Source organism: Exiguobacterium sp. UBA6282 (assembly GCF_002440475.1).
Lineage (GTDB): Bacteria > Bacillota > Bacilli > Exiguobacteriales > Exiguobacteriaceae > Exiguobacterium_A.
Genome location: NZ_DJUM01000006.1, coordinates 1 through 21,572, shown reverse-complemented (window position 1 = coordinate 21,572; position 21,572 = coordinate 1). Strand labels below are relative to the sequence as shown.

Below are 21,572 nucleotides of genomic sequence, written 5' to 3'. Positions count from 1 at the left end.
CTTCGCCGTCGGCGTCGTTTTTTGAACGAGGTGAAACGTCACCATCATGTCCGTGTGATTGACCGTGCTCTCGCCTGTCGTCCGGAGACGCTGTCCCCCGAAGACCGGGAGGTCGCCGATTCTTGCCTTCGGGAAGATCCGTTCACCCGGGACCTCTATCAAGGACTTCAACATATCCGATATGTGCTGAAGACCACGTGCCATGGACAGGCGAAACGTCGACTGACCGATTGGTTGGATCGTTATCAGTCCCATCCTTGCGGGCCTCTGGCGAAGATCGCGAAATCGATCCAGAACCGAGAGGAAGCGATGCGTCGAACAATCGTGTCCCGTCTATCGAACGGAAAGATGGAAGGAACGAATAACAAAATCAAGCTCATCAAACGCCGTGGTTATGGCTATCGAAACCTTGAACGGTTCTTTTTAAGGTTGTATCTAGAAATCGGTCGTTAAAATAGCAACCACGAGTTATGGTGATGAGCCAATATTATTTTTAAACTCATTCATTTTGAGGAAATTATGAAAAAGTCATTAGAGATCTAGAACAAGATCATTAAGTATCTGATGATGATAGGTAGCTAAACATCTAGAGCATTTTCGTAAGCGAATTTAGCAATGTGACATTTGATAATATCGATTAGGAAATACCCTAACATATTTGCGTAACTAGATAAAAACAAAGAGCGAAAATAAAACCCACATTTGCTTACCTCTTAAAGAAACCAATCTCTTCATCCACTAATAAACTCCTATCTAAATACAAGTTCCAAAATTCACAAGATGTCTCTGGTATATGTGAGCAGTTATAGCATGCAGCGCCATTTAAATTATTTACACCTTGCCCTTGTTTACTTCCAAGTTCTGAACATACTGGATCAGAACTACACCAATCAGCATTATTTATTGCTTTATCTAATAAATGAAAGAAATTCTCCTCTAAACCTAAGCGAACTAGCCCACCTAATGTTCCTTCAGAATCTCCCGCAGAAATATAAATAAGAACACCCGCTTGCTCACTACCTAGATATAGTCTTTCTCTGATAGATGCACGGTTATACCCGCAAACATTTGCAAGTTCGTCTATTAAAAAATGAGATAGTGTATGCAACATTATATTACTGGGCTTGAGAATCGTTTCGTCACGGTGCTCTACATCTTTAATACGCTCTAGATATTGATTAAAGTATTTCTGTACTTGAGGAGAAGATTCCCATTCTTCAATTCTACTCAGCTTCAATTGTAAAAAGATACCCTCTCCATATACTTCGTTAACCGGTAACCATTTTTCTGGAGCATTTTCATAATCTTTATAAAGTGAGGGATAGTAAGAACTATACTCGGTGCTATTTTTATAATCACGACGATCAAAACCATACAAGGCCGTAGTTTCTTTTAGTTTAATTACTCTTGATAAACGATTTAAATATGGTTTGTAGTAGTGATTCTTGTCATCAGCTTCATCTTCAAATATCCATTCTGTTCTTACTTTTAGTTCTTCTGAATTGACTTCAGAAACTAGTTTTTCAAATTCTTTTTGTTTGATTACTAACCCTGGCTTTTCTAATTCGTCTTCAGTATACTGATATTCTTCTCCAGCCTCTAGATACATTAAAGCGTCCTTTATATCTTCATCAGTAAGCTCTGTTATAAATTCCATTTTCAGCTCTTCTCGCACTGCCTGAATTTTTTTCTCTAAACTCTCTATCACATCAAGTTTGATACGCAATGTGTATCTACTCTGTGATTGAATTTTAGCTACAATTGCATCAACATTTTCACTGTAGTCTCCAGGAATAGCTAATGCACTGATTTTTTTCGCCATGTACACATTTACAGAGTTACGCAATATCGCTACCGGGACGCCTGTACATTCTTCTTTTTCATTACCACACCAAGGTTTTTCCCCTTCACAAGTATATTTTCGAGATCTTTCTTCATTTAACGAGTCTCCTAAAACACTACTATTTCCTTGAGTGGAATTTGATACTGTCACTCCTCTTAAACTACGACTTTTATTACACCTCTCACATTCAACTACCCATGAGTCTAGTGTTGTCCCACCGCTCATTCGAATTTTCAAATGATCAGTACATGTAGTATCTTCATTATGGTGAACCCATTTTGCCCATGGGAAATCAGACAAGTGCCCATGCTCACAAATAACTACAAAAGGAACTTGTTTGAAATACCTTTTCGTCTCACATTTACTACAATTTAAGTAAACTGAAGATTGATCAAGTTCAAGTTTCTTTAATGACTTGCAGTAACTACAATAATGCCATCTTGGAAAACGCATTAGCGGCACTATTAAATTACTATTTGGACCTTGTTCTAGACTATTTGTTATTTTTCTAAAATCAGGTGGTGTATAAAACTTATCTACTTTTAATACTGATTTTAACCTAGGTTCATTAACTATGAATTCTTCAATGTTTTTTGCTTTTTCACCCTTAAAGTCCCTGAACCAAAGATCTAAAGCCCCTACCACAGCCGTCTCTCCTTCTGGGCTAATTACTAATGATCCAGGTCCTTCTGTCCCAACTAATTTAGAACGCCTCATTGGTAACTGTCGCATCAATTCATCACCTTTCTCACCAGATTCAATTTTTTCACCAAATAAATTCTTCCTCACTTTCACTTTCAAGTTCGACGATAGAACCCCTGCTTTCAGCATCTACACTTCTTAACGAATTTATTACAGGAATACTGTTTATATATTTTTCTCCATCTTTTAACTTGCCTGCCTGATACATTAATCCTCTTTCCACCTCAGAAACAGACCAGGTTTCATAGCGACCTTTTAATAGTCGGTTCATAAATATAGTTAAGGTATCATTCCAAATGGTTAACTGAGCTGGGTCAATTAAGGTTACTCGTTCTTCAAAACGACGCAAAAAAGATTTGAAACGTTCATCTTTTATAGCACGTTGAATTTCTTTAGATGTTGGAAAATTTGCGATTGGGCTGTCAAGCCGTTGACGCATAAAACCTATAATAACAGCTGTTAATCCTCTTTCTAATGCGGATGTAGAAAAGGGGGTTAAACTTGTTGTTTCCACTTGTGCATATAATCTTTGGTGATACTCATTAAAATGTTCAAAGTGTGATTTATCACGTGAATTTTGGTTTGAATATACAGTCACAATTAAACCTGGTCTTTCATACGGTCTTCTCCCAACACGACCGCTCACTTGAATGTATTGAGCAGTCATTTTAGGCTGACCAATAATACCCATTAAAGATAATCGGTCAATATCAACTCCAACTTCAATAATATTCGATGCTAAACAGGATGAGAGCGCCTTAGTTCTCTTTTTATTATCTTTTTCAGCATAAGACACATTTAAATCATCTATTGTTTTAGCAATTTCGTTACTCTGCTTTCGGGAAGTCAATTCAAGTGGTGAAGCTAAATATCTACTATTTTTTAATTCTTCTCGTTTTACTAATGAATTTATATAAGTGGGTATATCACTGTTAAATAAGTTTAACCCTGCTCCTAGATCTCTCAAGCTATTGTAGAAAGAAAGTAATGTCCAAAACGGATCTCTTTCATCTTCAGAAAAACTCTCTACTTCTTGCAAGATTGCTGAATATGTCATGACTTGTGCCATCAACAAACGTACTTTTGATGTAAATACACCAACGTATTTTCGACCTGGCATTGGTTTACCATTCTCGTCAATTGCCACTTTTGAGAAAAACGAATCATCTATATCGATACCTGGGCTTGGAAATAAACTCGAATTATCTCTTCCAAATAAACATTTTGCTTGCTCCTGAAAATCTTTAATGGTTGCAGTTGCTGCAATAATTTTTGGTTTAATTGGTGTCTTACCTCGATCGTCAATACATAATTCTTCAATTAATACTTCATATAATCCAGCAAGAGTTCCTAAAGGACCTGAAATTAAATGCAGCTCGTCTTGAACAATTATTTGTGGAGGAGAAACGACGCGTTCTCCCTTCCCATCTAATCCAAATAACTGTCTCGCCTCAGGTCTCCATGTCAACTGAACAAATTTATCGATTGTTCCAATTAAAAATGTTGGCTTTTTTTTATAGATTGTTTCATCTACAAAGTAAACTGGAATTTCGTTATGAAAATCACATTTTTTATCAGGACATCTCACTAGAAATTGATTATTTTCCTTTTTAAAGCCTATTACTTCACTTTCATTACGTTTCGAATTTTTTCCTCTAACTTCAACTTTCCCAATCTGGCAGCCACACCACGGGCACCTTGTTACGACTAAATTTTCAGGACCTTTTGATTTGCTCATTGCTTTTACTTGGGCAAATGCTTCTTTATTTGTATTGGGCGAAGTACTTGATCCTACCCAGATCCCAATAGAATAAGGAGTTTCTCCCAGTTCTTTTTCATTTTCTCGTCTTACGTATTCCATTCCACATATTAACCTTGATGCTCTCTGGAACTGATCAGCTGTCAATAAACGAAGTGTATAACGCATCATAATATCTACACCTGTATCAGCATTATCTAGCAACCGTCTGTAGAACATTTGAAACGCTGCAACTCCAAGATATGCTTCCGTTTTACCACCGCCTGTTGGAAACCATATCAAGTCAACTATGTTCCGATCATAAGATTCTTTTTCAACTAAAGATTGAATAGATAACAATAAGAAAGCTATTTGAAAAGCCCGCCAGCTATTATGATATGAACTTAGCGCATGAATATTCACTTGTGATTCTGTCAATAAGTCCTCGATAATTAAATTTAGTGTATTATTTTCTTTTTCAAAAAAAGCTTTTCGCGGTGCCTTACCTTGTATTTGCTGCAATAAAATTGCACGATTAGCTAACTTAAATGCTTTCAAAACCTTAGGTCTTTCTAATATTTCAAGTCCCTTTTCAATTCTTCTCAAACTATCTTTACAAAGTTCTAAATTAGTATGAGCTGCTTTTTTTAGTTCTTGTTGTAAACCCGCTACTTCATTTTCACGCTCGATAATCCAGTTTTTATATCCTGAAACTAAAGGTTGTAATATATGCAGTAATTCATCATAATTTTCAACATTCATTAAGGCTTGCATTTCGATTTTTAATTTTTCTTCTTTATTTTTAATATTTATCGTAACGTCTGGGGTCATACTCTCTGTTTCATAAGTTGGAATAAATGTTGAACTTATTTCTTCGATACCATCAGAATATTGATCCCAGGTAACGGAACATCCATGACCAAAAGCGTAGTTATGTTTATTTTTGAATAGTAGCTCATTGTTCCATTCATCATTCGTTAAATCAAGATTCCTTTGTGAAATTTTAGGATAATTCAAAAAGCTATTTCGATTAGCTTTTATACTTAAACATGATTGAAATAAAGTAAACTCGTTTACATTATATTTTTCCGTGGGAGCAGAGACATTTATCACTGTCACTGATACTAACTGATATTGGTCTTTCACCCGCAATTGAATATGTAATTCTAGTTTTATTTTTTCAATCTTATTTTCCCCGTTGTCATAAACCACTAAAGGAATTCTTTTTATGCTAGTCTGTTTTTTTAGATCGAAGTCTTGTAGCTGTATTTCTTCATCAGCGAAAACTGAGGTACGTAACCACCAGTCTTCATCATATTTATAGCGATTTTTTTTATTGCTGGCACTATTGCTATTAATATCCACATAAATTTTGTGTCTATCATAGACACCTGCTGTGAATTTAATTTTGAAGTTATTTACCTCTTTGGATAAACAAAAAGTAATCCCCATACTGGAAGGCATACTTTCATTTTGTTTGATACTAGAAAGAGAATTTTCTACTCCAGAATCTTCAATTATGTCTTCCTTCTTTACATCATCTAATTTTGCATAAAATTCAGGTACTTCTTCATTCACGACATCGATTACAGTCTCTTCTTCTATAATGTCCAGTTCTTTGAGTTTTATAGGATATAACATTCCTGCAGCATATCGTCGCGATGGATTATCTTTTCGAATAATCTCCTCTTTTAAATTTGCTTTATTCCAATAATAATTAGTATTCAGTTCTTCAAAAGTTGTAAAGGTAGTATTTCCAATTATATTTAATGGCTTCGTGGTGTGTTGAATATTACTTGGACCTACAATTTCTTGTTCAATTGCTTCAATTAAACGTTCACGGTTTGATAAAGCACGATCTAATATTGAATTCATTTTTCCACCTATCCTTTTATAATTTTTAATATACTGTCTTCTGAAATAAAATAAGTCGTTTCAGAAATGCTTTTTATTTCTTCAATGTTTATATAAGAGCCTTCAAATTCTTTAGATTTAAATGAATAATATCCATTTTCGTCAATTATATTTTCCACATTGTTATTTAACTCACCTTTTAAAGTACGAGAAATATAGTGCCCAGCCGCAATATGGGCGCTACTGATCTCAGACGCTGCTTTCAATATTCTACTTTTTTCTTCCGAATCAAATTTAAAAGCATCTAACAGGTCACTTAAGCACGAAGGTTTAATAGAATCAATTTCCATCCAGTTTTTAATATTTTCTTCTTTTGCAACTTTAATCCCGTATTTTTCCGTCAAGATCTTCGAGACTTTGTTTATTCCTTTTTGTTTAACATTAAAGCGTAATCTCATCTTCCACTTTTCTAAGCTCTCTCTATATGGGATGGCTTTATGACCTAGTATTTTATCTGCTTCTTCTCGAACTAATGAAGTAGCGTTTAAATCTCGAAAAATTAAGAGATCCCCTATATTAATGTCTTTAATATCTTTTTGAGTGATTTCCAGAGAGTCTCTTATGATTACATTAATCTTTTGTTTTAAAGGTAAGAAAACAAAATTATTATGGGAGATTGTTGCTAATTTTACTTCTATACTTCCTTCTGATGTACTTTCTAAAGATTTATCTAAATCGTTAATAATAATTTTTTTTGATTGTTCTTCATTTCCTTTTAAAAAAGTGTCTTTATAGTTTATTCCTGAATAACCTTTTTCTACAGTTACATTCTGGTATATAGTGTTTATATAGTTATCAGGTGAAGTTAAATCTGAAAATGACTGTTTTTTTATTAAACGATTTTCAAAGCAGCTATATCCTAAAAAGAAAATTTCCTCCCCATAGAACACTTGCGAAAATTTAGAGTCGAAATAACTCGGAGTGCCTATAAATATAAGTGTTTTCGCATAAATACCTCTTTCTATAAGCTCTTTATCTCTTAAAATTTGATATCTTTTTCCATTAAGGTTTATATAATTTATTGTTAGTTCTTTTTTTGTCACAATATATGTGTCATTTTCAAGAAAGTCGTATTCTATAGTCAAATCAGTCAGTTGTTTAATGTAAGAGTTTGTTTTTTCTTCTCTTAAAGTTCTTAGAATATTTATTATCGGCTGAATATTGTTATTAAATAAGTCTTCATATTTTTTTCTCTTGGTGTTTGAAAAATATTCTCTAATTATGTCGTCATTTTCTTCAAAATAACTACTATAGCAAGAAAAAGTATCGACTACTTTTCGACATGTTTTTATAAAAACTTCTGTTTTTTCTATTAGAGCAAGATCATATGTATAATATTTTTCAACCTCATTTTTCAACTGTTTTAATTCATTCATTAATTGCCCTATGAGATTATGTTCTACCTTAACGAATTCAATTTTCGTTGACGACGAATGGAACTTATTTGCTAAATCAATATTAACTCTTCGAGACCCACGCAAAGACTTCAACCCCTTTAGGAATTTCTACTGATTTTCTTTCCATATACTCTCTTAGTTCATTGTTAAAGATTAGTGCATTATTTGTTAGAACATCATTTTTGATTTCGTTTTGCAACTCTTCTACTCTTTCCTCTGACTCATGTTGATCGACAATAATTATGCATTTGTGATTTACAAACTGATGCAACATCCTCAGCCCTCGGTTACTTCCGAGTAATATAATTGCTGCATCTACATGAACGTCAGAAGTTACATCTCTTTGAATGTATTGAAAATTTTTAAATGTTCCTTCTGTTCCATCAAAAAATAACTCATTCATACTTATGATGTTTTCACTATTTTTAAGTGCTATAACAGATAAATTTTCTCTCCATTCGTTTTTGTTGGCAAACAAGAGAGTATATGCTGTATTTTGCATCATCAACAAGTTTAAGTTTTCTTCTGAATATAGCTTTCTTAATTTTTCATTATCTATTATATTTTCTATGTTTTTTACTCGCCGAATGTTTTTGATTTTATCTGTTCCATCTACATGTATTCTTACATGTGTGAACCATCTTTCTTCAGGTATATAAGTTATTGAATTAGATCTATCCTTAATAATAATTGCTTTTTTTTCTGTATCAGGAAACGTCCCGACTTTTATAACAGAATGAGCAATCCACTCTTCCCCTGTCCTATAAAGAATTCTTTGACCTTCTTTTAAGCCCAAATAATTTTTTAGTAATAGCTCTTTAGTAGGGTTCTTAAAATCATATTCAATACAACCCAACGCAAAAAAATAAGAAAATAATAAACCAGACGGTACAGATATGTATATTTTTAGTTGCTTATTTTGTGTCTTTGTATAAGTGGCCAATTCCATGCTAAAATTCATCCAAGACTCTAACTCAACAAACCTTGAGTTAGAGTCTTTATATTTCCATTGATTCAAACTCATGACATACTTCCTTCCAAATGCTTTTTCACTTAATTTAAAAGTAAACATAGTGATTACATGTTTATAAAGTAGAATTTTTTATCCACTTGATCACTGGATAGAATTACCTCTCTATTATCTTACATTTTCTGATTTCTGGATAGAAATTCTCTATTAGCTTTTAGCGAGATTAAAATTGTAAATAGTCGTAAAGCTTTAAAAGTATGCGCCGGCGTATATTTTTAAAGCTTTACGGTATTTGTGCGAAATTATCAAGAGAATCGTGGTTATAACAAAGAACTTCGAGCCAAACACGACATGATCTCAGCCTATGTAAAAGTTGCAGGTCTTGAAGGACTCTACAAAGAGTTTCACGTGAAAACAATTGAAGACTACATGAATCTTTGTATCAGCGAGATTGAAGAGTGGGCAGAAGACCCAAACCAACTAATCCACACATATCCGTACTGGTCTCAAAAAACCGTCAATCAAAAAACTACGACGTTAAAAACAGATGTGCTCATGATATTAGGGGAAGTTGCAAAGGAAATTGATTCAACTAAGCGTGTAGCACATCATTCACCGACACTTGCTGTTGATATTCCATTTTTCGGGATGTCTGGTCGCATCAAAAATAAAACAGATCAACTTGATGAGAAGCTCAATGAAGCATCACAGCTTAACCTCGAGCTTTTAAACTACGACTCGGTCGTCCCGAAATATAAAGATGGCGTCCCACAGAACCTTTCTGTTCTAGTTAGTAAAGAGTTTATTCAAGAGTTAAATGGTAAAGTACCTGATCTAGACGCAAAAGACTTCGAGGCCTTCACCGAAATCTTGTCATACCGGGATATCTCGTTCCAAACGAGTCGCAAGATCATCTTCCCACTCGTTCAATTAGTTGAAAAACTCTATGCTAACAAAAGTGGAAAGAGCTATGACTTAACAACAAAACGCCTTATGAAACTTGGTTATTATCGAGTAGCTGGGCACAATGAAGAAGGCGATTTCTTTATCCGTGGCCTCTTCTCTTCCGTTACCATCAAGAACGCCACAACCCTTGCGGATAGTCAGGTCATCGTCACATTAGCTGAAGAAGTGTATGATGATCTACTCAAGCAGCAAATCGTCAGTATCTACGGTGAACAGATTGAACAGTTAAAAGGGAGCTTTGCCTATCATTTGGCATTCGTTCTTCAAAAAGAACGCATTGCGTCGCTTCAGACAGGGGAGCAAAGCCCGGTTCGTCGGCATTGGCGTCAATTTACTTATTCGATTCGTTTCAATAAATCACGAAAGTCAGAGAACTTGCGAGAACTTGAGGCAAATCTTGACCGTATCAAAGAACATGAGTTCATCTTGAAAGATTGGCACCGCTCCGGCGACTACTATTTCTTCACGTTTTACCCACTCGAATCATGGGAGTTATCAAATCATCCCGATACATTGCTACTCTAATAGGAACAAAACATAGAAGAAGCGTACTATATTAAAGGCTTCTTCTTTTTTATGCTTACTCTTTAGTTTATGTTTCACATGGAACGTTTTTTTGGTGGATTGATAATTAAATCCAGGTGAACGCCAGCGTATAACTATCAGTTCCATCCTTTCAATCTACAATTAAGTGATGTGATCAAATCATTTTTGCTAATTAGCTGCATAAGCTTGTCGTACTGAAATGACACTTATGAGTAATTTAGAAAGAACATTCTTACCAAATTGTTCGCTTTAGGGTGAAATGATTCGTAAAAGTGCGTACTGAAACGACATTATAATTGAATTTGGTCGCAAATTGCCGTACTAAAATGACACGCCTCTTAATTTGGTCGCGGATCATTGTACCGAAACGACATTTATTTGGTTTTTGTCGCAATTTGTCGTACTGAAACGACACTTCTCAACTTTTTGATGAAAAACCCCAAAAAAAATTAAGTGCCTGTCTCTTAAAAATGGTCGCAAACCCTCGTACTGAAATGACACATTTTTATAGCTCTAAAATGGCTTAACATCAACGTTTCATCAAATTTGGTCGCGATACATCGTACCAAATCCACACTTTGACACTATCTCGAAAGAACAAGATACTAAAACTAGCATATTTTAGGATAGAGGAGGTGTAGGGTACGTGGCTTACAAAAACCGTCACATTTTAGTTGCAAACAAACTACTCGTCGCGATGAGTGGCTTAACTCGTTGGACGAAACGAGCTGATCACTATCGCTATGAACAGCATCACTATAACATCCCTACATGCTTCACTTCTTTCAAGTGGACAAAGTCACGGATTCGCCATGTCCTCACACTTCTTTCTTATACAGATGACCAAGGTAAGATTGAATTTATGGAAGATACTGAGCTTGCTTCTTCCGCTCATACGTCTGTCCGTTCTTTACATAATAACTTAAAAATATTTGAGAGCCATGGCTTGTTACGGCTTTTTCGGCATTTTCCTNNCATTACGGCTTGTCCGGCATTTCCCTGGAGTGCTCTCGATTGAACTAACCGATTATCTTGAGAATTATCGTGACCTTTATGTTGACGGAGCCTCTGTTGTTTCGAAGACCGGGTACACGTCTATTTGGCATGATCTTCTTTCCGAACTGCTCACGCTTGATAACGTGAACGCTTTGCGCCTTGCGTTACGTACACTCGTACAAGTTGAAAAAGATATCCATGTTCAATCACATGACCAAGCTATCCTTACCTATGACGAGATTAAAGGTTTCTTGCCAAAATACTGTGGTCACAAACTTGCCATTCAAAAGATGATGGATCGTTTGAAGTTCCTTCAAGTTTCCCTTGTAGAAGGCAGCCATCATTTCTTGAATGTGGTGAAGCAAAATCTCACGCTAAAAAAACGCGTTCAAGATATGACGCGTCCAGTCCTCATTGAATTGACATTGGACAAGTCTCAAGACAGTAAAGTGATCCGAGAAGAAGACGGGACAGATATAATACGGATCGTTTTGTTTCAAAGATACATCCCCTTCTCAAACAATAATTATTACTGTGGCTATCGTACCTCATCCATCCGCTACTTTTGAAAATCACGTCATTTTTTACACACATAAAAAATGACCCGACGAGTTTGTCGGGTCTTTCGACTTGCTTATTGCAGTTCACGGCTTTTTTCTTCTTGTTCGTTGTTCGATTTATTTTTCGCTTCGAACTCGGCACGTGTCATGACGTCCTCAACATGCATGTTGACTTCAACGACTTCAAGACCTGTCATGTCACTGATTGATTTTTTGATTTTAGCGACTGTCTCTTGGAAGATCGACGGAATATTTTTGCCGTATTCGACGATGACTTTCAAATCGAGTGCAACTTGACGTTCACCCACTTCGGCACCAATTCCTTTTGTGATGTCTTCCGTGCTCCGGAGACGATCCGTCAGTCCACTCATGAATCCACCACTCATTGACAAGATGCCTGTCACTTCGTTCGACGCGATCCCAGCAATTTTTTTGATGACTTGATCTTCGAATGTCAATTTATTCTCGCGTACCACTTCGTTTTCAGTTGTTGGGTTTACTTCGTTTGCCATTTGAAATCTCTCCTTTTAAATGTTTAGTAAGTTATATATGAATCAGTCCTTTTGAAAGAACTGAATCCACCCTTCAATGTCGAGCGCACCATCGCGCCATTTTCCAATTAAAAATCCAATTGCTGCGAAGGCAACGATAAGGATTGTCGGACCAAAGCCAATCGTCAGGAATAAGATGGCGAGGATTAGACCGGCAAGTCCCCCGATCAGTCGGAACCGATACGGATAGAGTGCTTCTCTTGTCTTCATGTTCCCTCTCCTCCTTTAGACGACACGTTCCGATGTTTTCGTTTTCGTGTCACTGATCGTGACTTTCGTACTCGTTACTGGCAACTCAAGTAAGGATTCGACAGCTTGTTTAGCTCGTTCTTGAATTTCCTTCGCAATCGTCGGTAACCCATCTTGTCCAAAGACCGAGCAGTCGACTTTTAAAGCGACCGTTTCTTTTTTCGAATGGATATCGGCATGGACACGCGGTGTCCGTACACCACCGATCCCACGAATCGACTCTAAAGCCGTCCGTTCGATCGTCTCCTTCGAAATCGTAATCGTTCCGTCACCCGTTTGAATCAACAGTCGTTGACCTTTCGAGCGGCTAAATAATCCTGTGAATAATAGAATGACGAATACGAATGCTAAAAATCCTCCAATGGATAGAACGGTATAGCTATACCATTGCTGATCCTGCCACTGCTCGATTAACGAACTAAGCCGTGGAACATCATACACACCGAGCACAAGCAGCCCGACACTGATTAGTCCGAGTATGCCTATGATGACGAGTAAGAATCGATTGAACCCATTCATCTGCACCTCTCCTTTACGATTATTGACTTCTTTCACCTAGGTGATTCAACACATGAAATATTATGTGTATGGTGTGTTTATTCCCGTTCATTAGAACCCGAAACATTCAAATACACTTTCGTCAAAATGTTCATATATTCTGATTATTCAGACTAAATCAATCAAAACTAGTGCCTTATTTACTATATTTCACGCAAAAGACCTCTTTCCACTTAAAAAGAGGTCAGCATTCGAATCGTTTACCATTAAACATATATCCTGTCAATATGTTTTTGTCCCGTTATTCACTTCACATCAATTGGAAAGGCAAAATCGCCATTACCTTCTTTCCAATCGGCTTTAATCTGATAGACATACTTTCCGGGAGTCGAAGGAACGGTAATCCGCTCAATCTTCTTATATGTTTTCATCTCTTTATGATCTTTGACCGACCATAAGATCATCGCGACGGACTTCGGAGCTGGTCCGTCTTCAAAACGAATCGTCAATCGATCTTCAGGATTTGTTCGCGTACTCGAATCACCTTTTACTAAATCGACGGCTTCGGCCTTTGCATCAGCTGTTTCCCCGCGAAACATGCCTGACCAACTATAGGTACCTCTATATACCTTTACTTCACGGTTTTCGATTGTCACGGTAGGTTCTGGTGGTTGATGTCGAAATGGATCACGTGAAAAAAACCATCCGACTGCAATCGCAATCACAATCAATCCAATAAATAGAAAACGTTTCATAGACAAACCTCCTACTTGATGTTTTTAAATCAACAAAAGCGGCAATATCTCTCAAGGAGTACGTTATTCAGAAGGAGGAGTTCAGATGATTCAAGATAAAGTCGTCATCATTACAGGGGCATCAAGCGGTATCGGGGAAGCAACCGCGAAAGAGCTTGCGAAACAAGGAGCAAAACTCGTTCTTGCGGCACGTCGGGAAGATCGTTTGCAAGAGCTTGTCAAAGCGGTTGAAGCTGAAGGTGGTCAAGCCGTTTATCAAGTGACGGATGTTACCGATCGTGAGCAAGTTGATGCGCTCGCAAAACTTGCTAAAGACAAGTATGGTTCTGTTGATGTCATCGTCAACAACGCTGGATTAATGCCACTATCGCACCTCCATAAGAATCAGCAGGACGAATGGAACACGATGGTCGATGTCAACATTAAAGGGGTCCTCCATGGAATCGGAGCAGTCCTGCCGTATATGCGCGAACAAAAAAGCGGACATGTCATCAACATCTCTTCTGTCGCCGGTCATGAAGTCATGCCGTCGAGCGCCGTCTACAGCGGTACGAAATTCGCGGTGCGCGCCATCACGGAAGGTCTTCGTAAGGAAGAATCGGTCGACAATCACATCCGTGCAACAATCATCTCACCGGGAGCGGTCGATACGGAATTGAAGGACCATATCTCGGATGAAGAGGTCAAACAAGGAATTGGTGACTTGAAAGCCATTGATGCGAGCGCGATTGCGCGTGCCATCGCATATGCTGTCAACGAACCAGAAGATGTCGCGGTCAACGAGATCTTAATTCGTCCAACAGCGCAACGTTAATTGAATGTAGATGTGTAGACAGGACCCCTCATTAGCAAAACAGCTATTGAGGGGTCCTATTCTGTTTAAAGAAGTCGCTCCGCGATGAGCTGGTACGACTGCAATCGCTTTTCTTGATCAAAGGCATTGTTGATGAGTAAAAACTGATCTGTTTGATAACGCGTTGCTAATGCTTCAAGCTCCTGCGCAACAACGTCCGGTGTACCGACAATCGCTCGCCGTCGATCTTTACGGATCCGTTCCGCTTGAACGTCATTCCAGATTTTTGCTTCAGTCGAGGCAAACGACGGAACGATTGAATTGCCGAGTCGAACGCCTTGAATCCAGGCATCTTGAGTTCGAGCGAGACGTTCTGCTTCTTCTTGCGTCGGGGCACAGATGACGAAAACGCAGACGATGACGTCTGTTCCTCCTGCCTCACGATAAGTGGAAAGTGTCTCTTCCCAACGATCTGGATTAATAAAGTGACCAAAAACGAGACCACGGTCTTGTTCTGCAGCAATTTGCGCACTACGTGGCGACAGACCAAGGATTGAGATCGGAGACGCTTGCCGATCACGCGGTGTCGTCTTGACGATCCGGTATGGGTGTCGATTCGATAGACTATCTGTCAAGAATCCAGCCGTTTCCTGAACGAGTCGATTAAACTCAGCTGCTCGATTTTTTTCACCATCTGTCAAAGCAAGTCGTGTCCGCTCACTTCCACCTGGAGAATTGCCGATCCCAAGTTCGATCCGTCCCGGATAAAAGGCGTCGAGTGTTGCAAAACTCTCGGCCACTTTTAGCGGATGATATTGCGGTAACAACACTCCACCTGAACCAAGTTTGATTTTTGAAGTCTGCGCACCCATTCGGGCAATGAACAACTCCGGTGATGCACTGAGCAAACCGTTCGTATTATGGTGTTCTGCGAACCAGTACCGTTCGTAACCGAGTCGCTCGGCTTCTAAGACGAGTCGTTCCGTCGCTTCCATCGTCGCTTCGACCGTATCGCCCTCATGCAATGGTACTTGATCCAGTATTCCTAGTCGCATCACGCATTCCTCCTCTACCCTCTTAAGTGTAAAGGGTGGAGAAACGGAGTTCAAAAACGAGGCTCAGACACGGGCGAGACGATCTTCGATAATAACACCGTCTCGCATCTCGATCGTTCGATTCGCCCGTTCCGCAAGTGCCGGGTCGTGGGTGACGAACAAGACGCCACACCCTTTCTCTTCGTTTAATGACCGTAAAAGATTAAAGATGATTTCTCCCGTATCTGTATCGAGGTTCCCTGTTGGCTCATCGGCAAGCAACCATTTCGGTTCATGAACGAGTGCTCGGGCAACGGCGACCCGTTGTTGTTGTCCACCGGAAAGTTGCGACGGCAAACTGCCTGCTTTATCAGCGAGACCGACTTGCGCGAGTAACTGCTCGGCGCGTTCTTTTTTATCATACGGTACTTTCCGACCGAACAGTGGCGCCATGACATTTTCAAGCGCCGTCAGCGTCGGAATCAAATGAAACTGCTGGAAGATGAAGCCGATGTTTTCGAAGCGAAAGTCGGATAATTCTTTACTGTTCAATTTGTTGATTGGTTTCCCGTCATAATGCAACTCCCCGCTCGTCGGTCGATCGAGCGTGCCGATTAGACTGAGTAACGTTGATTTTCCAGATCCCGAAGGTCCGATGATCGAAATGAAGTCGCCCGCCTCAAGTGTCACGTCGATGTCTTGTAACGCATGTGTCTCGACGCCGTCTCCTGAAAATGATTTTCCCATCTGTTTGCATTGAAATGTTCCTTCCATATGTACCCCTCCATTATTCTTGATAACGTACTATTCAAGAATAGATTGGTAATTCCTTCTAAATGAAAGGAAATAAAAAACAGTACTCTTATGGAACAAGAATACTGTCAGGAAACTCTCGGTTGAATAGAAACGAAATTTTTACGATAGACGATCTCATACGGTAAGACGAACAATATACATGCAAGAGTCGTGAACTGAATCATGCTACCGATTGGTGGTAGTGGAGACAGCGATGCTTCGTGCCACACTTCATATAGACCAATGAACAAAAACAGAACGACGCTACTCGTCGTCACGTAGATAAGCAACCGAAGGGTCAATGGATAATGTCGGACGATCCATAACATCGGTAACCCAAAGATAAAATAGGATAACGTCATCGCAAACGTCCCGAACTGATAGACGATCTCAAAATCAATCGTTGTCAGGAACGAATACGCCGTGAACGCTAAGAACGAAAGAATCGTCACAACAGCCGCATAACTGATCCAGCGCATACGGTTGGCTCCTCTCCTGAATGTTATTCCTGTACACGCGATCGTGACAGAAACCAAATATGTACAATTAGTGTAGGTAGTTCGATTTCATTTGTCAATTATCTTCAGATTAACTTATTCAGTCTATGTTCGATTGCAATGAGAGCGAATTCATAGAATAATGAAAAAAGAGAATAAGAAAGTGAGGTTTTATCGATGGATGAACAATTAACGGTGTTTCGTGATCGCTTTGAAGCTACACCTGATTACCACGATGGTCTTTCGTTTATTGAGGTCGAGTCACGCCTGACACCCTCAAAACGAGCAGCACTCGCTTGGATGGAACAAACAGGAGGAGAACCGAATATCGTAAACCTTGATGGACGATTCGTTATCATCGATACGGTCAAAGAGAGTCCAGCTGGTCGACGAAGCGTTTGTTTTGACGAAGTCGCTCGACTCGGTCGAAAGAAAAATGCGCCCGAAGCTAGCGTCGAGTCAATGATTGAAGCACTCGATCTCGACCTGTTGACACCAGAACAATATCAAAAACTTCAGACACAGTTTTCGTTTGACGAAAAGACCTCCAGTTGGCTCGCAACCCCAGACGTGATTCGTCAAAAAGGTGGCGCTTTGTTTGGAGATCGTCGTTATGAGACGACATTCATCTATCACAATGGAGTGGACTCCTATTATGCGAGCCGCGGATTTCGTGTTTTACTTGAATTGGAATAAGCCAAAAAACCGCTTCGTAGTCTAAACGAAGCGGTTTTTTTACAATAATAGGGAATAATACCCAATCGTGATATGATGGACGATGAGTACAGGAGGTGGACGTCATATTTGTATTGGGATTGATTATGGGTAGTCTTTTAATGTTGCTCAGTTTCCGGTTATTCCACCAGCAACAACCGGATACAATTGCGTTATGTAAAGATATCTTCTATGTGTTTGAAGTCCATCCGGAATATCGATTCCGATATATCAGTCCGTCCCTCGATGACCATATCGGCAAGGGAGTGGCAACAGCCAGCTATATGGATCCGGATCAGTGTTTTGCAAGGATTCATCCGGAAGACATCGAAGTCTTGATGTCGAAAATTTCGGGCGACTGTGACTACGATCAACCGTTCCGGCAACGCTGGCGGACAAATGACGGGACGTACGTCTGGTTCGAAGAATATGCGACACCAATTCGCGAAAACGGACAGATTGTTGCCATCCAAGGGGTGATCCGTAACATTGACGAGCAGTTGAAATCACAACAGGCACTGCTCGATCAATACCGTATTGATGCCTTGACACGGCTTGGGAATCGCCATGCCTTCAACGAGGCTGTCCGCGATCTCGATCAAGAGAAGACGACGTATGGATTGATTCTGCTTGACTTGAATGAACTAAAGGAGCTTAACGACCGGTTCGGTCACGCGGTCGGTGACGCCTTGCTTGAACAAACAGGACTTTGCATCCGCCGCTTAACAGATCATGGTTACCGGATCGGTGGTGATGAATTCGTCTTGATCGACGATAGTGCGTCAATTGACACGTTTGAGGCATTCGTCGAACACGTCCGCTCGACGTTCGCGACGCACGAGATTGAACTCGCGATCGGTGCCGTTCATTCGACAACAGGACGCCGGATCGACGACGTCCTGCATGAGGCAGATGCACGGATGTATCAAGAGAAGATGAAAAAACGCTTAAGTCGTCAGCATGGATTGATGCGCTTGAAGCAGTAAGGCGTTGAAACGTTCTGGTTGATCGAGATTTGCCGTATGCCCTGCTTCCTCGACCGGTAAGACGATGACGTTCGGCACGTGTTCCGCAATGAACGCGGTTGCGTTGACTTCGTACGTTTCATTCGTTCCGTTTAGGATGACGACCGGCAAGGTGATCGACTGCAACATCGATTCCGTCAGTGCCGGGAAACGGAACGTCATCAAATCGAGGACTGCCCGTGCTGTCGTTTTCCAGGCAGGACCATGCAACTGTTCAAATTGGTCGGCAATTTCCGGTGCTTGCTGATCGATGTTAAGGAAAAACTCTCGTTGTTCGCGCATCAGCGGTTCCATCGCTTTAGGAATGAATGGTGAAAAACCCGTGATACATACACCTTCGAGTTCGTCCGGTGGGTCGAGTGCCAGTTGCATCGCAAGAGTCGCGCCGAGCGACAACCCGAGAATCCATCCTGGACCTTCCTGTGCCATCCGTTCGCGGATGGCACGTGTTGCTTGTTGTAGGTAATCCTCCGTTGCCGGTTCCGTCGTCATTCCGTGACCAGGTAGATCGATCGGAATGAACGTAAAATCATCCGCTAGACCGGATAGTTGTGGCGCAAAGTGTGTCGCTGCCGTTCCCATTAACCCATGCAGTACGTACATGCGTGTCATACGGTAAACTCCTTCGGTTGATGTAGTGTTAATATCGCGTTTACGATGACGTCCGGACGATCGCGATGCATCAGGTGAGATGTGCCCGGAACGAACGTCACGTTCGCCTGATAGGATAGATTCGCCTGTCGCCATATTAATTCCTGCCATTTATTTTCCATTCGTTCGAGTTCATCTTCCGGAAAACCAGCTGTTATCATCGTCTGGATTGAGTTCGTTTTATCCCGACCGAGAACGGTCAGCGGGAACCCAAGGTCACGCATGAGTGGCTGAAGCGCCTTCGCATCACTCTTCCACTTTGAAATGATGGCATGCATCGCCTGATAGTACGCTGGGTTCCAGTCCATACGTTCGTCACCATCCGGGAAACGGTCACGTAAATCGGTTGCTGTCGCTAATTCCGCGAATCGTTCGATCCAGACGGCGTCGTCCCCTTCCTTATCGAGCGTCGGTGTATCGAGCTGATCAAGTTCTGCTAAGTCAACGGATGTCGCCTCAACAAGGACGAGACCGGCGACACGTTCCGGATAATGTAAAGCGAAAGCTTGTGCGACGAGACCGCCGTAGGAATGTCCGACGAGTGTGACCGGGGTCGTGATATTCGTTGCGCTGAGAAACTGGTCGATTTGGCGTAAGATGCCGGTCGTTCCGTCCATATAATCGTCTGACCATTCGTGCGGATGGAAGCTGACTACGCGGTAATCCGGTGTTAGTTTCGTCAAAATGTCCGCCCAGTCCTGATACGTTCCACCGAGTGATGGTAATACTAACAACGGTCGACCTGTCGAACCGTCATCGTAGTACGTCACTTGTTTTCCCTGATGTTGCATAATTCGTTCCATTATAATCACTCCTTTATACTTTGAAAGATGGTGTTTACCTTGATTCGTGCTTTATTGTTTGATTTAGACGAGACGTTACATGACCGGTCCGGTTCTCTTCCCTATTTCCTTCGGAATCAGCATCAACGTTTTCGTGAAGTTGCGCATGTTCCGATCGACGACTACATCACGACGTTCTTATTGCTTGATCAAGAAGGACGCGTCTGGAAGGACGTCGTCTATACGGAAATGATTCGTCGCTTCGAATTGTCGCTTTCTGTTGAAGTACTGCTACACGACTACGTGACGCGTTATCCGATCTTCGCACGGAGCTTTCCGGGAGTCGACACCTTTTTTGCGCAATTACCGCCTGAGCTACCCATCGGCTTACTGTCGAACGGTCGGACGACGTTCCAACGTGCCGTCTGTGACGCAATCGGACTGTCTCCCTCCTTTACGCAGATCGGGATCTCGGAACAAGAAGGCGTCCGTAAACCGGATCCGGCATTTTTCTTGCGCTTAACGGACCGTTTAGGTGTTCGCCCGGACGAAGTCCTTTATGTCGGCGACCATTACGACCACGACATCTTACCGGCGCGCGCCCTCGGCATGCAGGCGATTTGGAAGCGCACAGGCGATGTTCCGTTGACCGACACGCAATTTTCGGACTGGCGCCAGTTACCTGCTCCACTCCAAGATCTGATACGAAAGGAGAACCAGCCATGACGGAACAGATTCGCCGTTTCCAACCTGACGATTTTGAGCAGATTCATCGATTGAACGCATTAGAAGGGTGGCAGGATCTCGTTGCTGATCAAGAGCGGACCCGCAACGCGTGGATGAATACAAATGCTGCTTTCGTCCTTGAGTCTGACGGAGAAATCCTTGCCTATGTCCGCGCTTTAACGGACGGTTCAGTGACGACGTTCGTCTGTGAGCTCCTCGTAAGCCGAAACGCACGCAAGCGTGGGTACGGACAACAGTTGCTCGATCACTTGCAACTCACCTATCCGACGCGGATCGATCTCCTGGCAACCCGTCAATCTGCTTCCTTTTATGAACAACAAGGATTTCGTGCTTTCCATGGTTTCCGTAAATCACGATGAAGCGAGTGATTTCGAATAACTCGTGCTCGTTACGCTGTAGCCCATTGCTTGATAAAAGTGATGGGCTGCTTCGCGTTCCAGTCGATTGCCACTGTTCAGCAAGACAGCAGTCGCTCCTCTTTCGTGTGCCCAGTCTTCCGCTGCTCGGATCAAGCGGCGACCGATTCCCCGCCGACGATGTTTCGCACTGACGACGAACGCGACGATTCGGACATAGGTCGTATCATGCTCGAACGCTTGCGCCTGAAATAGACCGACGCAGCCGAGAAGCATATCGTCGTCTTCTAGCACAAGCAATTCATAATCCGGATGACGAGTAATCCGCGAAAATCGTTCGCGTAAGACGTCCTCGCTTGCCGGATAACCAAGGTGCGTCATCAATCCGACCAATTGCGGTAGATCGTCTTCTTTCCAAGACCGGATGGTCATATTTCTCTCCCCCCTTATCGTGTGGACGACAGAATCATCACCCGTTCTCGACCCTCTACCT

General features: G+C 41.0%; 22 protein-coding genes. 8 read left to right on the top strand and 14 right to left on the bottom strand.

What is annotated here, in order from left to right:
• Positions 1–453 (top strand): transposase (locus B2751_RS01350; protein WP_290772254.1); only part of this gene is annotated, 453 nt, incomplete at its 5' end.
• A gap of 253 nt (positions 454–706) precedes the next feature.
• Here B2751_RS01350 and drmB read toward each other — a convergent pair.
• From drmB to B2751_RS01330, 4 genes are all read right to left on the bottom strand, one after another.
• The gene (gene drmB, locus B2751_RS01345) at positions 707–2,638 is read right to left on the bottom strand and encodes a DUF1998 domain-containing protein (RefSeq protein ID WP_290772287.1); all 1,932 of its coding nucleotides are present in this window, start codon (positions 2,636–2,638) and stop codon (positions 707–709) included.
• Positions 2,610–6,158 carry a helicase-related protein gene (locus tag B2751_RS01340; RefSeq protein WP_290772251.1) on the bottom strand — a complete coding sequence of 1,183 codons (3,549 nt, stop codon included), beginning with the start codon at positions 6,156–6,158 and terminating at the stop codon, positions 2,610–2,612. The genes drmB and B2751_RS01340 overlap by 29 nt, the downstream gene beginning before the upstream one ends.
• 8 nt (positions 6,159–6,166) lie before the next feature.
• Positions 6,167–7,573 carry a hypothetical protein gene (locus tag B2751_RS01335; protein ID WP_290772248.1) on the bottom strand — a complete coding sequence of 469 codons (1,407 nt, stop codon included), beginning with the start codon at positions 7,571–7,573 and terminating at the stop codon, positions 6,167–6,169.
• Between the two features lie 82 nt (positions 7,574–7,655).
• Positions 7,656–8,618 (bottom strand): hypothetical protein, encoded by a 963-nt coding sequence (locus B2751_RS01330; RefSeq protein WP_290772245.1) that lies wholly within the window; start codon positions 8,616–8,618, stop codon positions 7,656–7,658.
• Positions 8,619–8,972: 354 nt separating this feature from the next.
• On the opposite strand from B2751_RS01330, the gene B2751_RS01325 reads away from it, so the two are divergent.
• Both B2751_RS01325 and B2751_RS01320 read left to right on the top strand, forming a co-directional pair.
• Positions 8,973–10,055, top strand: coding sequence for a hypothetical protein (locus B2751_RS01325; protein WP_290772242.1), 1,083 nt, complete (start codon positions 8,973–8,975; stop codon positions 10,053–10,055).
• 1,025 nt (positions 10,056–11,080) lie between these two features.
• A complete protein-coding gene (locus B2751_RS01320) occupies positions 11,081–11,641 on the top strand; it encodes a hypothetical protein (RefSeq protein ID WP_290772239.1) in 561 nt (186 codons plus the stop codon).
• Positions 11,642–11,706: 65 nt separating this feature from the next.
• Here B2751_RS01320 and B2751_RS01315 read toward each other — a convergent pair whose 3' ends face one another.
• The 4 genes from B2751_RS01315 to B2751_RS01300 all read right to left on the bottom strand — a co-directional run bounded on the left by B2751_RS01315 (position 11,707) and on the right by B2751_RS01300 (position 13,685).
• Positions 11,707–12,144 (bottom strand): Asp23/Gls24 family envelope stress response protein, encoded by a 438-nt coding sequence (locus tag B2751_RS01315; protein ID WP_035407860.1) that lies wholly within the window; start codon positions 12,142–12,144, stop codon positions 11,707–11,709.
• Positions 12,145–12,186: 42 nt separating this feature from the next.
• Positions 12,187–12,393, bottom strand: a complete 207-nt coding sequence (locus B2751_RS01310) for a DUF2273 domain-containing protein (protein WP_290750526.1) — start codon at positions 12,391–12,393, stop codon at positions 12,187–12,189.
• 15 nt (positions 12,394–12,408) lie between these two features.
• Positions 12,409–12,951 (bottom strand): alkaline shock response membrane anchor protein AmaP, encoded by a 543-nt coding sequence (amaP, locus tag B2751_RS01305; RefSeq protein ID WP_035407854.1) that lies wholly within the window; start codon positions 12,949–12,951, stop codon positions 12,409–12,411.
• 284 nt (positions 12,952–13,235) lie between these two features.
• A complete protein-coding gene (locus tag B2751_RS01300; protein ID WP_290772235.1) occupies positions 13,236–13,685 on the bottom strand; it encodes a hypothetical protein in 450 nt (149 codons plus the stop codon).
• An 85-nt stretch (positions 13,686–13,770) separates the two neighbouring features.
• Here B2751_RS01300 and B2751_RS01295 point away from each other — a divergent pair, with 85 nt between their 5' ends.
• Positions 13,771–14,499: an SDR family oxidoreductase gene (locus B2751_RS01295; RefSeq protein ID WP_290772231.1), complete on the top strand. Its 729-nt coding sequence runs from the start codon at positions 13,771–13,773 to the stop codon at positions 14,497–14,499.
• 65 nt (positions 14,500–14,564) lie between these two features.
• Here B2751_RS01295 and B2751_RS01290 read toward each other — a convergent pair whose 3' ends face one another.
• From B2751_RS01290 to B2751_RS01280, 3 genes are all read right to left on the bottom strand, one after another.
• Positions 14,565–15,533, bottom strand: coding sequence for an LLM class flavin-dependent oxidoreductase (locus B2751_RS01290; RefSeq protein ID WP_290772228.1), 969 nt, complete (start codon positions 15,531–15,533; stop codon positions 14,565–14,567).
• Positions 15,534–15,596: 63 nt separating this feature from the next.
• Positions 15,597–16,286: an ABC transporter ATP-binding protein gene (locus tag B2751_RS01285; RefSeq protein WP_290772224.1), complete on the bottom strand. Its 690-nt coding sequence runs from the start codon at positions 16,284–16,286 to the stop codon at positions 15,597–15,599.
• Positions 16,287–16,393: 107 nt separating this feature from the next.
• On the bottom strand, positions 16,394–16,786 hold the full coding sequence (locus tag B2751_RS01280) for a hypothetical protein (protein WP_290750545.1): 393 nt from the start codon (positions 16,784–16,786) through the stop codon (positions 16,394–16,396).
• A gap of 195 nt (positions 16,787–16,981) precedes the next feature.
• Between B2751_RS01280 and B2751_RS01275 the strand changes: the two genes are divergently transcribed.
• A complete protein-coding gene (locus tag B2751_RS01275) occupies positions 16,982–17,500 on the top strand; it encodes a DUF4256 domain-containing protein (RefSeq protein ID WP_290772199.1) in 519 nt (172 codons plus the stop codon).
• 113 nt (positions 17,501–17,613) lie between these two features.
• Positions 17,614–18,504 (top strand): sensor domain-containing diguanylate cyclase, encoded by an 891-nt coding sequence (locus B2751_RS01270; protein ID WP_290772196.1) that lies wholly within the window; start codon positions 17,614–17,616, stop codon positions 18,502–18,504.
• Here the strand turns inward: B2751_RS01270 and B2751_RS01265 are convergent.
• Together B2751_RS01265 and B2751_RS01260 are read right to left on the bottom strand one after the other, a co-directional pair.
• Positions 18,466–19,155 carry an alpha/beta fold hydrolase gene (locus tag B2751_RS01265; protein WP_290772193.1) on the bottom strand — a complete coding sequence of 230 codons (690 nt, stop codon included), beginning with the start codon at positions 19,153–19,155 and terminating at the stop codon, positions 18,466–18,468. The genes B2751_RS01270 and B2751_RS01265 overlap by 39 nt on opposite strands.
• Positions 19,152–19,997 carry an alpha/beta fold hydrolase gene (locus tag B2751_RS01260; protein WP_290772190.1) on the bottom strand — a complete coding sequence of 282 codons (846 nt, stop codon included), beginning with the start codon at positions 19,995–19,997 and terminating at the stop codon, positions 19,152–19,154. Before B2751_RS01260 ends, B2751_RS01265 begins: the two co-directional genes overlap by 4 nt.
• A gap of 39 nt (positions 19,998–20,036) precedes the next feature.
• On the opposite strand from B2751_RS01260, the gene B2751_RS01255 reads away from it, so the two are divergent.
• Positions 20,037–20,702, top strand: coding sequence for an HAD family hydrolase (locus B2751_RS01255; protein ID WP_290772187.1), 666 nt, complete (start codon positions 20,037–20,039; stop codon positions 20,700–20,702).
• Positions 20,699–21,082 (top strand): GNAT family N-acetyltransferase, encoded by a 384-nt coding sequence (locus B2751_RS01250; RefSeq protein WP_290772184.1) that lies wholly within the window; start codon positions 20,699–20,701, stop codon positions 21,080–21,082. Before B2751_RS01255 ends, B2751_RS01250 begins: the two co-directional genes overlap by 4 nt.
• Here B2751_RS01250 and B2751_RS01245 read toward each other — a convergent pair.
• The gene (locus B2751_RS01245) at positions 21,074–21,511 is read right to left on the bottom strand and encodes a GNAT family N-acetyltransferase (RefSeq protein WP_290772182.1); all 438 of its coding nucleotides are present in this window, start codon (positions 21,509–21,511) and stop codon (positions 21,074–21,076) included. The two genes, B2751_RS01250 and B2751_RS01245, sit on opposite strands and share 9 nt — an antisense overlap.
• Between the last annotated feature and the right edge of the window lie 61 nt (positions 21,512–21,572).

Coding starts and splice junctions, on each gene's coding strand:
- B2751_RS01260 (WP_290772190.1), bottom strand. CDS start 19,997: ATGGAACGAATTATGCAACATCAGGGAAAACAAGTGACGTACTACGAT.
- B2751_RS01295 (WP_290772231.1), top strand. CDS start 13,771: ATGATTCAAGATAAAGTCGTCATCATTACAGGGGCATCAAGCGGTATC.
- B2751_RS01310 (WP_290750526.1), bottom strand. CDS start 12,393: ATGAAGACAAGAGAAGCACTCTATCCGTATCGGTTCCGACTGATCGGG.
- B2751_RS01250 (WP_290772184.1), top strand. CDS start 20,699: ATGACGGAACAGATTCGCCGTTTCCAACCTGACGATTTTGAGCAGATT.
- B2751_RS01280 (WP_290750545.1), bottom strand. CDS start 16,786: ATGCGCTGGATCAGTTATGCGGCTGTTGTGACGATTCTTTCGTTCTTA.
- B2751_RS01300 (WP_290772235.1), bottom strand. CDS start 13,685: ATGAAACGTTTTCTATTTATTGGATTGATTGTGATTGCGATTGCAGTC.
- B2751_RS01340 (WP_290772251.1), bottom strand. CDS start 6,158: ATGAATTCAATATTAGATCGTGCTTTATCAAACCGTGAACGTTTAATT.
- B2751_RS01275 (WP_290772199.1), top strand. CDS start 16,982: ATGGATGAACAATTAACGGTGTTTCGTGATCGCTTTGAAGCTACACCT.
- B2751_RS01285 (WP_290772224.1), bottom strand. CDS start 16,286: ATGGAAGGAACATTTCAATGCAAACAGATGGGAAAATCATTTTCAGGA.
- B2751_RS01315 (WP_035407860.1), bottom strand. CDS start 12,144: ATGGCAAACGAAGTAAACCCAACAACTGAAAACGAAGTGGTACGCGAG.
- B2751_RS01290 (WP_290772228.1), bottom strand. CDS start 15,533: ATGCGACTAGGAATACTGGATCAAGTACCATTGCATGAGGGCGATACG.
- B2751_RS01245 (WP_290772182.1), bottom strand. CDS start 21,511: ATGACCATCCGGTCTTGGAAAGAAGACGATCTACCGCAATTGGTCGGA.
- amaP (WP_035407854.1), bottom strand. CDS start 12,951: ATGAATGGGTTCAATCGATTCTTACTCGTCATCATAGGCATACTCGGA.
- B2751_RS01330 (WP_290772245.1), bottom strand. CDS start 8,618: ATGAGTTTGAATCAATGGAAATATAAAGACTCTAACTCAAGGTTTGTT.
- B2751_RS01335 (WP_290772248.1), bottom strand. CDS start 7,573: ATGAATGAATTAAAACAGTTGAAAAATGAGGTTGAAAAATATTATACA.
- B2751_RS01265 (WP_290772193.1), bottom strand. CDS start 19,155: ATGACACGCATGTACGTACTGCATGGGTTAATGGGAACGGCAGCGACA.